Consider the following 13,730-nt stretch of genomic DNA (forward strand, 5'->3'; position numbering starts at 1 on the left):
TGCACTACAACGGTCAGCCCGTGCGGACGTTCGAGGACACGAGGGCGGCCAGGCGGTCGCCGATCGCGTACGTCGCGCCCGGCGACTGGTGGTCGCGGGTCGCCAGGTCGAACGCCACGGACGCCTCGATCCGGCGCGACGCCTCGTGCTCGCCGAGGTGGTCGAGCAGCAGCGCGACCGACAGCACGGCGGCCGTCGGGTCGGCGATGCCCTGGCCCGCGATGTCCGGTGCCGAACCGTGGACCGGCTCGAACATCGACGGGTTGCGCCGCGTCACGTCCATGTTGCCCGACGCGGCCAGGCCGATGCCGCCCGTGACGGCGGCGGCGAGGTCGGTCAGGATGTCGCCGAACAGGTTGTCCGTCACGATCACGTCGTACCGGGCGGGGTCGGTGACCAGGTGGATCGTGGCCGCGTCCACGTGCTGGTACGCCACCGTCACGTCCGGGTGCTGCAACGAGACCTCCTCGACCACGCGCGACCACAGCGAGCCGGCGTGCGTGAGGACGTTCGTCTTGTGCACCAGCGTCAGGTGCCGCCGCGGACGGGCCGAGGCGCGCGCGAAGGCGTCCCTGACCACGCGCTCCACGCCGAACGACGTGTTGAGCGACACCTCCGTGGCGATCTCGTGCGGGGTGTCCTTGCGCAGCAGGCCACCGTTGCCCGCGTACGGGCCCTCGGTGCCCTCGCGGACCACCACCATGTCGATCTCCGGCGGGTCCGCGAGCGGGCTGCGGACGCCGGGGTAGAGACGGGCGGGGCGGAGGTTCACGTGGTGGTCGAGCTCGAACCTGAGGCGCAGCAGCAGGCCGCGCTCCAGGATTCCGCTCGGCACCGACGGATCGCCTACCGCTCCGAGCAGGATCGCGTCGTGCTGGCGGAGCTCACCGAGCACCGACTCGGGCAACAACTCTCCCGTGGCGTGCCAGCGCGCCGCGCCGAGGTCGTAGCGAGTGATCTCGGCCGCCGGAACGACCTCGTTGAGGACCTTCAGGGCCTCAGCGATGACCTCGGGCCCGATCCCGTCTCCTGGGATCACTGCGAGCCGCATCCACACACCTCCCAGGTGTCAGTCCCCAATTGGTGGGACTACTTTCCTCCGCGAAAGGTTACCGGCACCACGGCCGCTCGCCGCATGCCGGACACCCCATCGGGGTGTTATCTCCCGTACTGCGGGACACCCACACGGCCCATTCCGCACTTTCGAGTGTCACTCGATCGCAGGAACAGGGTCGCGTCAAGGGGTGACGCCCGGCAGTTCCACGCAGTAACCCCGCTTCCCCCGGAACGCACGCGGGGACCTTTCGTACTCTCTGAGAGCACGAAAGGTCCCCGCGTGGACTTCAGAAAAGGTCGGAGGAGAAGGGGCTAGGAGCGGACGGCGCCTCGGACGGTGACGACAGAGGCGCGGTCGCCGGTGGCGTTGTGGTGGTTGAGCACCAGCAGGCCCTCGGACTTGTCGAGCTCCAGGGCCTTCGCGTCCCGGTTCACCACGAGCGCGGTGCCCGGCTTCGCGAGGTACGACAGCGCCGCGTCACCGCCGCCCTGCACCCACAGACCCGGCTTGAGCGGGTCGAAGGACAGCGGGCGGTCGATGACGTCGATCAGGCCGTTCGCGTTGCCCGGCGCCACGTAGTAGCCCGTGGTGCCGGCGGTGTACGAGATCCGCGAGGTGTCCTTCGCCGGGTCGATGCCGAGTGCGGTGAGCAGCACCGGCAGGACCGCGACGTTGGTGTCGGCGGTGTTCGTGTCGACGTCGCCCCACTGGTTGTTGACCGCCTGGATGTCGACCTCCAGGCCCGTCTTGAGGTCGACGGTGGTCGCGACCAGCAGGTCGGTGTCGGTCAGGCGCGTCGCGAACGTCTCGAAGTCCGCGACCCCGTCACCGGTGGTGTCGATGTCGATGAACGGCACGGTGTTGACGCCGAGGTTGTACCAGTTGCCCCACGTCGCGACACCGAACGCGAGCAGCGCCTCCTCCGGCCTGCCCTGGGCCTTGGCGAGCGGGGCCGTGGAGGCCGCGCCGACGTAGCGCAGGTCGCCGCCCTTGGCGGTCTCGTTGAGCGCGCAGTTCTCGGTGACGTTGCGGCGGCAGTCGCGCAGCTTCGGCGAGGACGCCTGCAGCTCCAGGACGCTGACCAGCGAGCGGTACGCCTGCGAGCCGGTGCCCTGGTCGACGCCGCGGCCGTTCAGGTTGAGCACGGCCTGCTTGTCGCCGCCGCGGAACCGCAGCGACGGGAAGGTGCTGATGTCGGCCACCGGCTTGGGCGCGGCGTAGACGGACACGCGCAGCGGCACCACGGCACCGGCGGTCGGCGTGAGGGTCACGCGACCGGAGGCGTCCGCGAGGAACTGGCGCGGCGTGTCGAGCTGCGTCGTCGCGACGGTCGGGTCGATCGTCTTGCGCAGCGCCTTCGGGTCGTCGATCTTCAGCGTCACCTTGACGCGGGCGACGCCGCGCGGGCTCAGCTTGACCTTGTCCTGCGAGAGCACGTAGCTCACGCCGGGGATCGTCGTGGCCGCGGTGTAGCCGACCCTGTACTCCACCGGCTTCGTGGACTTGTTGACGATCTTGATGGTCTTGCTCCTGGAAACCGGCTTCGAGACCTCGACGGTGCCGAAGTTGGCGCTCACGTAGCCGTGGTCGTCCTCGACGAACGCCAGCACCTGGTTGTCCAGCGCGGACTTGGCGTCCACGCGGCCGGTGCCGACCCGGTTGGGCGCGAAGGTCTTGCCGTTCTCCTTCACGTCCGCACCGGCGGTGTTCATGATCGAGGCCTTGACCTCCTCCAGCGTCCAGTCCGGGTGCGTCTGACGCACCAGGGCCGCGATGCCCGCGACGTGCGGGGACGCCATCGAGGTGCCGGAGATGACCGAGCGGTCGTTGCCGGAGCCCACGGCGGTCGAGGAGATCGTGTCACCGGGCGCCGCGACGTCCGGCTTGATCGACTGACCGCGGGTGCCGCGGCTGGTGAACGAGCTCGGGGTGTCCGAGATGGACTGGTCGTAGGTCGGCGTCGAGGTGCGCAGCTCGCCCGCGAGGCGGACGGTCAGCGTGCCCGCGTTCAGCGCCGGGCGCACCTGGGCGGTGGCGTCACCGGTGAACTGGAACATCGGGATGGCGGTGTTGCCCGCGATGCCGGCCGCGAAGTTGTTGAGCGTGGACGACAGCAGCACACCGGCACCACCGGCGGCCTGCACGTTGTTCGCGCGGGCGGCGGAACCGCAGCGGCGCGTCGCGTCGTTGTCGTCCCACTCCAGCCACACGAACTTGCCCGCGACCGCGTCGGTGATCGGCTGGCAGCCGTCGAGGTTGCCCGCCTGCGTGAGCTTCACCGCGGGCAGCGTCTTGTCGTAGCCGGGGTAGCCGGTGAAGTTCTGGCTGTACTGACCGGCCTTGAGGCCCTGACCGGGCACCTCGGCGCCGTCGCGCAGCACGTAGGAGTCGCGCACCGACGCCACCGTCAGCGCCTCGGGCGTGTTGCCCGGCGAGCCGCCGATGTCGTAGAGGTCGCCGCCGTTGCCCGCGGAGAAGACCGGCATGACGCCGACCTTGAACAGCTTCTTCACGAAGAGGCTGTCGGGGTCGTCCGGGGCGCCGTAGTCGGAGCCGAGCGACAGGTTGACCACGTCGAGGTGGTCGGAGAAGTCGCCGTCGCCGTCGGGGTCGAGCGACCAGTCGAGCGCCTGCGAGGTGACGTTGGTCGAGCCGTCGCAGCCGAAGACCTTGAGCGCGTAGACCAGGGCCTTCGGCGCGGTGCCGGGGCCGATCCTCATCGCGTTCAGGCTGTCGGCGGTCAGCTTGGTGTAGTCGCCCTTGAACGTGCTGCCGTCGGCGTTCTCACCGAAGCCGGCCGTGGTGCCCGCGACGTGCGAGCCGTGGCCGTTGCAGTCGATCGGGTTGGGGTCGGGCTTCGGCGTGTTGATCGCCGGGTCCTTGCTCTCCCCGTCGTAGTCCTCGCCGACGAAGTCGTAGCCGCCGACGACCTTCGCGGTCGGGAAGTTCGGGTCGGCCTTGCGCGGGTCGACGGCCTTGAACGCCTCGACCGTGCCGGGGCCGCCGAAGTTGGCGTGCGTGTAGTCGACGCCGGTGTCGATGATGCCGACCCGGACGTCGTCGCCGAGCTTGCCGTACTGCTGCCAGGTGTTGACGACCCTGGTGAGCTGCACCGCGTTCGAGTTGTCGCGCTTCTTCGGCACGACCGGGTAGACCGCGACGACGTCGGAGCGCTGGGCCAGCTCGCGCACCTTCGCCGCGTCCGCCGTCACGACGACACCGGGAACGCCGTTGGAGGTGCGGAACACCTCCCTGGTGGCGCCGTCCTTGGCCGTGAGCTCGCGGACGACCCCGTCGACAGCGGCCGACGTGTCGTTCTTCGCCTGCTTGGCGGCCTGCTTCTGCGCCTCTTTGCCCTGGCCCTGCTTCTCCGCGAACGCGTCGACGGCGGGCTTGCGGTCCAGCGCGACGAACGCGGTGACCTGGCCGGCCTGGTTCAGCCTGGGAGAAACCTTGAGCTGCAACGCCTTCGCGTCGAGCCCCTGAGCACCCTTGACCGGCTGCGCGAGCGGTTCGCCCTGCGCCTGCGCCGGTGCGGTGGCGGGTGCGATCAGCAGTGTGGTGATGGCGGAGAACACCACCAGGCTTGATCGTCTTTTCACAACGTTGCCCCAACCGAGGTGTGTGCCTTCGACCCGAACACGCAGTGCCGCGCCCTCGACGGCACCGGGTCAACCTCGCTGGGACGCTAATCGCTGATCGTGTGTCTGCGATTGCCCCGAAAGTATGAATGTTGTCTACGGGTAGTTGCCTGTTACGACTTCGTTGTGAAGGACGATAGAACCGGGAAGGGGACTTTGCGGTCCCCCTCCCGGTTTGTCGTGACTATCCGAAGTCGACCGAGCGGACCGTGCGCGCACCCACGGCGGCACCGATCGGGTCGAGCACGGCGGTGTCGACCGGGCGGTCCACTCGCAGCACCATCACCGCGTCGCTGCCGGTCTGGCTGATCTGCGCGGCCTCGATGTTCACGCCGGCCTCGCCGAGCAGCGTGCCGACCGTGCCCATGACACCGGGGCGGTCCGGGTACTCCAGCAGGAGCACGGTGCCCTCGGCGCGCAGGTCGAAGTTGCGGCCGTTGATGTTGACCAGCTTCTCGACCTGGGCGATGCCGCTGACGGTGCCGGAGACGCTGTTCGTCGTGCCGTCGGCCTGCACGGCCCTGACCGTGACGAGGCTGCGGTGGTTCGGGCTCTCCGTCTCCTTGGTGAGCTCGACGCTCACACCCAGGTCCGCGGCGAGGCTCGGCGCGTTCACGAACGTCACCTGCGACTCGACGACCTTCGAGAAGACACCGCGCAGCGCGGCCAGCGGCAGGATCTCGACGTCCTCATTGGACAGTTCGCCGCGCACCTCGACGGTGACGCTGGTCGGCGCCTTGGGCGAGAGCGCGCTGAGGACGGTGCCGAGCTTCTGCACCAGCGGCAGGTACGGGCGGACCTCCTCGCCGACCGCGCCGCCCTGGACGTTGACGGCGTCCGGCACGAACTCGCCGGCGAGCGCGAGGATCACGCTCTTCGCGACGTCGGTGCCCGCGCGGTCCTGCGCCTCGGCCGTGGACGCGCCGAGGTGCGGGGTGACGACGATGCCCGGCACGTTGAACAGCGGGCTCTCGGTCGTGGGCTCGGTGGAGAACACGTCGATGCCGGCGCCGCCGACCTGGCCCTCCTTCACGGCCTCCGCGAGGGCTTCCTCGTCGACGAGGCCACCGCGGGCGGCGTTGACGATGATGACGCCGCGCTTGGCCTTCGCCAGCTGCTCGGCGCCGATGAGGCCCTTGGTCTCCGGCGTCTTCGGCAGGTGGATGGAGATCGCGTCGGCGCGCTCCAGCAGCTCTTCGAGGCTCACCAGCTCGATGCCGAGCTGCGCGGCCCGCGCGGCCGAGACGTACGGGTCGTAGGCGATCAGCTCGACGCCGAACGCGGCGATGCGCTGCGCGAACAGCTGGCCGATCTTGCCCAGGCCCACCACACCGACGGTCTTGCCGTTGATCTCGACGCCGTTGAACTTGGAGCGCTTCCACTCGTGGTTCTGCAGCGTCTCGTGCGCGGCCGGGATCTGGCGCGCGACCGACAGCAGCAGCGCGACGGCGTGCTCGGCCGCCGACACGATGTTGGACGTCGGCGCGTTGACCACCATCACGCCGTTCTGCGTGGCGGCGGGCACCTCGACGTTGTCCAGGCCGACGCCCGCGCGGGCCACGACCTTCAGCTTGCGGGTAGCGGCGAACACCTCGGCGTTGACCTGGGTGGCGGACCTGACGAGGAGGGCGTCCGCGTCCTGGACGGCCTCGAGGAGGGCCGCGCGGTCGGTGCCGTCGACGTGGCGCACTTCCACGCCGTCACCGAGCGCGTCCAGAACGGACGGTGCGAGCTTCTCGGCGATGAGGACAACAGGTCGGCTGGTGTTGGTCACGGACATCGCTCCCAGGAAGGGTCGGATCGTGGGGCGCGGGCGTGGTCGGGGGCGGCAGGCCCGCGCCGACCGGGCACCGCAATGTGTCCGGACTGTTAACGAGCATAGACACCGGGCCTGCCGCGGGCTTCTGGCGGGTGGCTCAGGTCACTGCGGGCGTCCTGTGGGATGGGACGGGGTTTGCGCTGGTTACCGCACGGGTCACCAGGGCTCGTCGAACTCCCCGTCGCGCGCACCGGCCACGAACGCGTCCCACTCGGACATGGTGAACACCAGGACCGACTCGGGGTGCAGCGAGTTGCGCATGGCCACGTACGTGGCGCCGTCGGTGTGCTCCACCTGGGCGATCTCGGCGTCACCGCCCTCGGACGGCGGGCCGGGCGGGCGCTGCCAGACGGCGTTGCGCAGGTCCAGTTTGCCGCGCACGTGGGCTTTGTTGTCGTAGATCGGCGCGCTGTCGGTCATGGCCCAGAAGCTAGCGGATGCGGACGAACGGCCCGCGGCTCTGGGCCGCGGGCCGTTCGGAAAATCAGTCCAACAGACCAATCAGGCGGTCTCGGTGATCGGGCGGTCGACCCACGACATCATGTCGCGCAGCTTCTTGCCGGTCGCCTCGATCGGGTGGTTCTCACCCTCCTGCTGCAGCTTCTTGTAGTTGGCGCGGCCGTTGTCGTCCTCGGCCACCCACTCGTTCGCGAAGGTGCCGTCCTGGATCTCGCCCAGGATCTTCTTCATCTCCTCCTTCACCGCGGGGGTGATGACGCGCGGGCCGCGGGTCAGGTCACCGAACTCGGCGGTGTCGGAGATCGAGTAGCGCATGCGGGCGATGCCGCCCTCGTACATGAGGTCGACGATCAGCTTCAGCTCGTGCAGGCACTCGAAGTAGGCGACCTCGGGGGCGTAGCCCGCCTCGGTCAGCACCTCGAAGCCCGCCTGGACCAGCGCGGACGCGCCACCGCAGAGGACGGCCTGCTCGCCGAAGAGGTCCGTCTCGGTCTCTTCCTTGAACGTCGTCTTGATGACGCCGGCACGGGTGCCGCCGATGCCCTTGGCGTAGGACAGGGCGAGCGCCTGCGCGGTGCCCGACGCGTCCTGCTCGACCGCGATGAGCGCCGGGACGCCCTTGCCGTCGACGAACTGGCGGCGCACGAGGTGGCCGGGGCCCTTGGGGGCGACCATGGCGACGTCCACACCGGACGGTGCCGTGATGAGGCCGTAGCGGATGTTGAAGCCGTGGCCGAAGAAGATCGCGTCACCCTCGTTGAGGTTCGCGGCGATCTCGTTGGCGTAGATGTGGCGCTGCGCGGTGTCCGGCGCCAGGATCATGATCACGTCGGCCCACGCGGAGACCTCGGCCGGGGTACCGACCTCCAGGCCCTCCTCCTCGGCCTTGGCACGGGACTTGGAGCCCTCCTGCAGGCCGATGCGGACCTCGACGCCCGAGTCGCGCAGGGACAGCGCGTGGGCGTGGCCCTGGCTGCCGTAGCCGATCACGGCCACCTTGCGGCCCTGGATGATGCTCAGGTCGGCATCGTCGTCGTAGAAGATCTCGACGCTCACAGTATTTTCCTACCTTCTGGATTTAACGAACCGCGGTGGCGGTGATGGAACGAGCGCCACGGCCGATGGCGACCATGCCGGACTGGACGATCTCGCGAAGCCCGTAGGGCTCCAGCATGCGCAACAACGCGTCGAGCTTCTCAGACGTGCCGGTGGCCTCGATCGTGACCGCCTCCGGCGACACGTCGACGACCTTCGCGCGGAAGAGCTGCACGGTCTCGAGGACCTGCGACCGCACCGTCGCGTCCGCGCGGACCTTGATGAGCACCAGCTGCCGCTGGACGGAAGCGGTCGGCTCCAGCTCCACGATCTTGATGACGTTGATGAGCTTGTTGAGCTGCTTGGTGACCTGCTCCAGCGGCAGCTCGTCGACCGACACGACGATGGTCATGCGGGAGATCTCGGGGTACTCGGTGCGGCCGACCGCGAGCGACTCGATGTTGAAGCCGCGGCGGGAGAACAGGCCGGCGACGCGCGCGAGCACACCGGGCTTGTCCTCGACCAAAACGCTCAGCGTGTGCCTGGTCATCACAGATCCTCGTCGAACAGGGGGCGGATGCCGCGGGCGGCCATGATCTCGGAGTTGCCGGTGCCGGCCGCGACCATCGGCCACACCTGCGCGTCCTTGCCGACGACGAAGTCGATGACGACCGGGCGGTCGTTGATCTCCAGCGCCTTCGCGATCACGTCGTCCACCTCCTCGCGCGACTCGGCCCGCAGGCCCGCGCACCCGAGGGCCTCCGCCAGGAGCTTGAAGTCTGGGATGCGGTGCTTGTGCGTGCCCAGATCCGTGTTGGAGTACCGCTCGCCGTAGAACAGCGTCTGCCACTGGCGGACCATGCCCAGGTTGCCGTTGTTGATGACGGCGATCTTGACGGGCAGGCCCTCGATGGCGCAGGTGGCGAGCTCCTGGTTGGTCATCTGGAAGCAGCCGTCGCCGTCGATGGCCCACACCGTGCGGCCCGGCTCACCGGCCTTGATGCCCATGGCCGCGGGAACGGCGAAGCCCATCGTGCCCAGGCCGCCGGAGTTGATCCACGTGCGCGGGTGCTCGTACTTCACGAACTGCGCGGCCCACATCTGGTGCTGGCCGACACCCGCGGTGTAGATCGTGTCCGCCGGGGACAGCTGGCCGATGCGCTCGATGACGTACTGCGGCGACAGCGTGCCGTCGTCGGGCCAGTCGTAGCCGAGCGGGAACGTCTCGCGCAGCGCGTTCAGCGTGTCCCACCACGGCGTGAGGTCGACGGCCTTGGCGTTCTCGCGCTCGGCGCGGACCGCGTCGATCAGCTCGGCGATGATCTCCTTGCAGTCGCCCACGATCGGGACGTCCGCGCGGCGGTTCTTGGAGATCTCGGCCGGGTCGATGTCGGCGTGCACGACCTGCGCGTCCGGCGCGAACGAGCCCAGCTGGCCGGTGACCCGGTCGTCGAACCGGGCGCCCAGCGCGACCAGCAGGTCCGACTTCTGCATCGCCGCGACGGCCGCGACGGTGCCGTGCATGCCGGGCATGCCCAGGTGCTGGTGGTGCGAGTCGGGGAACGCGCCCCGCGCCATCAGCGTCGTGACGACCGGGATGCCGGTGTCCTCGGCCAGGCGCAGCAGCTCGGCGTGGGCGTCCGCCTTGATCACGCCGCCGCCCACGTACAGGACCGGCTTGCGGGCGCTGACGATCAGCTTGGCGGCTTCGCGCACCTGCTTGCCGTGCGGCCGGGTCGTCGGCCGGTAACCGGGCAGGCGCAGGTCGGGCGGCCAGGAGAAGCTCGTGGTCTCCTGCAGCACGTCCTTGGGGATGTCGACGAGGACCGGGCCGGGTCGGCCGGTCGCCGCGATGTGGAACGCCTCCGCGATCGCCCGCGGGATCTCCGCGGCGTCGGTCACGAGGACGTTGTGCTTGGTGATCGGCATCGTGATGCCGCAGATGTCCGCCTCCTGGAAGGCGTCCGTGCCGATCAGCGGCCGCGACTGCTGGCCGGTGATCGCGACGACGGGCACGGAGTCCATGTTCGCGTCGGCGAGCGGCGTGACGAGGTTCGTGGCACCCGGTCCCGAGGTCGCCATGCAGACGCCGACCTTGCCGGTGGCCTGGGCGTACCCGGTGGCGGCGTGGCCGGCACCCTGCTCGTGGCGGACCAGGATGTGCCGGACCTTCGTGGAGTCGAGCAGCGGGTCGTAGGCGGGCAGGATCGTCCCGCCGGGGATGCCGAAGACGACCTCGCAGCCGACCGCTTCAAGCGAGCGGACGAGCGACTGGGCACCGGTTACCCGGATCGGCGCGCCGGTGGGCGGAGCCGGTTTGGGCCGCGGACCTGGACGTGGCGACGTCGGCTCGGAAGCCTGTCGCGATGGTGCGCTGGTCATCTCATTGCCTCGTGGGTATCGGGGTCCGGACACGAAAAAACCCTCGACAACCCGGAGAAGGGTCGTGCGAGGGTCGCGCGTCGACGCAGGCTGTTCGGCTCAGGCGTCGACGCGCCTGAGAAGTACGAGAACGAGCGTGCGCTGCATGAAGCGGACGTTATCCCCTCCCGCAAGAGTGCGTCAACTCTGCGGGACGCATTTCCCGGATGGTGGACGTGGAACAATCCTCCGGGTGAAGAAGCTCGTCTTTCGCATCCAGTCAACGGCGCTGCTCGCGGCGTGTTTGATCGCGATCTGCGTGACTCCCGTCGCGTGGACCGTTCCCGGACTGCAAGCGCTCTACCTGTTCCCCGCCGGGTACGCCTACTGGGTGCTCCGCAACCGCACGACCGCCACCGAGGAGCGCCTCGTCGCCCGCGGCCTGTTCGGCTCGACGACGGTCGAGTGGTCGGAGCTGAAGTCCATCCGGCTCGCCGACAAGGGCTGGCTGAAGGCGGTGCGGGCCGACGGCACCGAGGTGACGCTGCCCGCGGTGCGGATGGTGCACCTGCCGGCGCTGTCGTTGATCAGCGGTGGCCTGGTGCCGGATCCGAGCGCCTCGCTGGAGGAGGCGAAGGCCGCGCGGCAGGCGGCCGAGGCCGAGGAGGAAGCCGGAAAGGCTGAACCCGGCGAGCCGGCCGTCGCGTCTGACGAGGCCGGAACGCCGGACTCCGTACAGTCGGAGAAGTGATCAAACGAGTTCCGCTGCTGAGCCTGCTGCTGTCCGTCGCGGGTCTGCTGGTCTCGGCTTACCTGACGTACGCGCACTTCGACCGGGACGCGCTGGTCTGCTCGGCCGACGCGGTCGTGGACTGCGAGACGGTGACCTCCAGCGACCAGTCGGAGCTGTTCGGCATCCCCGTCGCGATCCTCGGGCTGGCCTTCTTCGCGTTCCTCACCGTGATCTGCCTCCCGTTCGCGTGGCGGGTCGAGCCGCTCAGGTGGGTGCGGCTGGGCGCGGCGGGCGTCGGCGTGCTGATGGTGGTGTACCTGGTGGCGGCCGAGTTCCTGATCATCGGCAAGATCTGCCTGTGGTGCACGGCTGTGCACGTCATCACGCTGGCGCTGGCCTACCTGCTGGTCGCGGCCGATCTGCGTGGCGGTGCCGCCCACGGGCACGAGTAACCTTTGAGGCACCGCCCCCAGACTGGTGACGCCTGACCCGGCCGTCCCGCGCGCATGTCTTCTTGAACTGAATCTGGAGGAGCAGTGCCTCAGCTCCGCTCTCGCACCACCACCCACGGCCGCAACGCCGCCGGAGCCCGTGCCCTCTGGCGCGCGACCGGCATGACGGACAGCGACTTCGGCAAGCCGATCATCGCGATCGCCAACTCCTACACGCAGTTCGTGCCGGGCCACGTGCACCTGCGTGACCTCGGCGACATCGTGGCCGAGGCGGTGCGCGAGGCGGGTGGCGTGCCGCGCGAGTTCCACACCATCGCGGTCGACGACGGCATCGCCATGGGCCACAGCGGAATGCTGTACTCGTTGCCCAGCCGCGAGATCATCGCCGACTCGGTCGAGTACATGGTCAACGCGCACCAGGCCGACGCGATCGTCTGCATCTCGAACTGCGACAAGATCACGCCCGGCATGCTGAACGCGGCCATGCGGCTCAACATCCCCGTCGTGTTCGTGTCCGGTGGTCCGATGGAGGCCGGCAAGGCCGTGGTCGTCGAGGGCGTCGCCGTCGCACCGACCGACCTGATCACCGCGATCTCCGCGTCTGCGTCCCCCGCGGTGAGCGAGGACGGGCTCTCCGAGGTCGAGCGCTCCGCGTGCCCGACGTGCGGTTCCTGCTCCGGCATGTTCACCGCGAACTCCATGAACTGCCTCACCGAGGCGCTGGGCCTCTCGCTGCCGGGCAACGGCTCGACGCTGGCCACGCACGCCGCGCGCCGCGAGCTGTTCTCCGAGGCCGGCCGGGTCGTCGTGGAGCTGTGCAGGCGCTGGTACGGCGAGGACGACGAGTCGGCGCTGCCGCGGTCGATCGCGAACCGCAAGGCGTTCGAGAACGCGATGGCGCTCGACATGGCCATGGGGGGTTCGACGAACACCGTGCTGCACATCCTCGCCGCCGCGCAGGAGGGCGAGATCGACTTCACGCTGCAGGACATCGACGACCTGTCCCGCCGCGTGCCGTGCCTGTCGAAGGTGTCGCCGAACTCCGACTACCACATGGAGGACGTGCACCGGGCCGGTGGCATCCCGGCGTTGCTGGGCGAGCTGTACCGCGGTGGTCTGCTGAACGACGACGTCACGTCGGTGCACACGCCCACGCTCGCGGAGTGGCTCGGCAAGTGGGACATCCGCGCCTCGGACCCGTCACCGGAAGCGTTGGAGCTGTTCCACGCGGCGCCCGGCGGTGTCCGGACCACGCAGGCGTTCTCCACGTCGAACCGCTGGTCCTCCCTGGACACCGACGCGACCGGCGGCTGCATCCGCGACGTCGAGCACGCCTACACCAGGGACGGTGGCCTCGCCGTGCTGCGCGGCAACCTGGCCGAGCGCGGCGCGATCATCAAGTCCGCGGGCATCGACGAGGAGCTGTGGCACTTCGAGGGTCCCGCGCGGGTCGTCGAGTCCCAGGAGCAGGCCGTCTCGGCGATCCTGAACAAGGAGATCCAGGCGGGCGAGGTCCTGGTCGTGCGCTACGAGGGCCCCTCCGGTGGCCCCGGTATGCAGGAGATGCTGCACCCCACGGCGTTCCTCAAGGGTTCCGGCCTGGGCAAGAAGTGCGCGCTGATCACGGACGGCCGGTTCTCCGGTGGTTCGTCGGGCCTGTCGATCGGCCACATCTCGCCGGAGGCGGCGGGCGGCGGCACGATCGGCCTGGTCGAGAACGGCGACCGCATCCTGATCGACGTGCACGAGCGGCGGCTGGAGCTGCTGGTCGACGACGAGGTGCTGGCCGAGCGCCGCGCGAAGATGGAGGCGTCGGAGCGCCCGTGGCAGCCGGTCGACCGCATCCGCCCGGTGACCGCTGCGCTGCGCGCGTACGCACGAATGGCAACGGACGCGTCTACGGGCGCCGTCCGGGACCCCAGCCGCTAAAGAGCGAGAGCGAGCGCCAGACTGACGCCGAACACGAGCCAGCCCGTCAGCGGGCCGCTGACGGGCTGGTTCGTCTTCTTGACCATGAGACCGGCCACGACCAGGCCCGCGAGCAGGCCGAGCGGTGGCAGCAGGGAACGCGCGCTGAGCCCGAACGGGAACGCCACCAAGTAGACGACCGGGATGCCGGCCACCAGCAGGGCGAGTTGGAGCAGTGCTCCCGTCAGGTTCTTCCGCATGCCGC

11 protein-coding genes are annotated in these 13,730 nt (G+C 69.5%); 3 read left to right on the forward strand and 8 right to left on the reverse strand.

The genetic code is table 11. The annotated features are described in order from the left end of the window. Positions 1 to 13: 13 nt before the first annotated feature. From ACZ7CF_RS26340 to ACZ7CF_RS26370, 7 genes are all read right to left on the reverse strand, one after another. Positions 14 to 1,051: a 3-isopropylmalate dehydrogenase gene (locus ACZ7CF_RS26340; RefSeq protein ID WP_360391230.1), complete on the reverse strand. Its 1,038-nt coding sequence runs from the start codon at positions 1,049 to 1,051 to the stop codon at positions 14 to 16. 317 nt (positions 1,052 to 1,368) lie between these two features. Beyond that, positions 1,369 to 4,638 carry a S8 family serine peptidase gene (locus ACZ7CF_RS26345; RefSeq protein ID WP_470370811.1) on the reverse strand — a complete coding sequence of 1,090 codons (3,270 nt, stop codon included), beginning with the start codon at positions 4,636 to 4,638 and terminating at the stop codon, positions 1,369 to 1,371. A 244-nt stretch (positions 4,639 to 4,882) separates the two neighbouring features. Next, positions 4,883 to 6,472 (reverse strand): phosphoglycerate dehydrogenase, encoded by a 1,590-nt coding sequence (gene serA / locus ACZ7CF_RS26350; RefSeq protein ID WP_360391233.1) that lies wholly within the window; start codon positions 6,470 to 6,472, stop codon positions 4,883 to 4,885. Between the two features lie 201 nt (positions 6,473 to 6,673). Continuing rightward, a complete protein-coding gene (locus ACZ7CF_RS26355; RefSeq protein ID WP_470370812.1) occupies positions 6,674 to 6,937 on the reverse strand; it encodes a DUF397 domain-containing protein in 264 nt (87 codons plus the stop codon). Between the two features lie 81 nt (positions 6,938 to 7,018). Beyond that, positions 7,019 to 8,032 (reverse strand): ketol-acid reductoisomerase, encoded by a 1,014-nt coding sequence (gene ilvC, locus ACZ7CF_RS26360; RefSeq protein ID WP_360391239.1) that lies wholly within the window; start codon positions 8,030 to 8,032, stop codon positions 7,019 to 7,021. 22 nt (positions 8,033 to 8,054) lie between these two features. Beyond that, positions 8,055 to 8,561 (reverse strand): acetolactate synthase small subunit, encoded by a 507-nt coding sequence (gene ilvN, locus ACZ7CF_RS26365; RefSeq protein WP_360391242.1) that lies wholly within the window; start codon positions 8,559 to 8,561, stop codon positions 8,055 to 8,057. Next, on the reverse strand, positions 8,561 to 10,393 hold the full coding sequence (locus tag ACZ7CF_RS26370; protein WP_458430567.1) for an acetolactate synthase large subunit: 1,833 nt from the start codon (positions 10,391 to 10,393) through the stop codon (positions 8,561 to 8,563). The genes ilvN and ACZ7CF_RS26370 overlap by 1 nt, the downstream gene beginning before the upstream one ends. A 232-nt stretch (positions 10,394 to 10,625) precedes the next feature. Between ACZ7CF_RS26370 and ACZ7CF_RS26375 the strand changes: the two genes are divergently transcribed. The 3 genes from ACZ7CF_RS26375 to ilvD all read left to right on the forward strand — a co-directional run bounded on the left by ACZ7CF_RS26375 (position 10,626) and on the right by ilvD (position 13,486). Next, a complete protein-coding gene (locus ACZ7CF_RS26375) occupies positions 10,626 to 11,123 on the forward strand; it encodes a PH domain-containing protein (RefSeq protein ID WP_360391248.1) in 498 nt (165 codons plus the stop codon). Then, a complete protein-coding gene (locus ACZ7CF_RS26380) occupies positions 11,120 to 11,557 on the forward strand; it encodes a vitamin K epoxide reductase family protein (RefSeq protein WP_360391251.1) in 438 nt (145 codons plus the stop codon). The genes ACZ7CF_RS26375 and ACZ7CF_RS26380 overlap by 4 nt, the downstream gene beginning before the upstream one ends. Before the next feature lie 84 nt (positions 11,558 to 11,641). After that, positions 11,642 to 13,486: a dihydroxy-acid dehydratase gene (gene ilvD, locus ACZ7CF_RS26385; protein WP_360391253.1), complete on the forward strand. Its 1,845-nt coding sequence runs from the start codon at positions 11,642 to 11,644 to the stop codon at positions 13,484 to 13,486. On the opposite strand, the gene ACZ7CF_RS26390 is transcribed toward ilvD, so the two are convergent. Next, positions 13,483 to 13,725, reverse strand: a complete 243-nt coding sequence (locus tag ACZ7CF_RS26390) for a hypothetical protein (RefSeq protein ID WP_360391256.1) — start codon at positions 13,723 to 13,725, stop codon at positions 13,483 to 13,485. The two genes, ilvD and ACZ7CF_RS26390, sit on opposite strands and share 4 nt — an antisense overlap. Positions 13,726 to 13,730 lie beyond the last annotated feature (5 nt).

The organism is Lentzea sp. NPDC036955 (genome assembly GCF_055608005.1).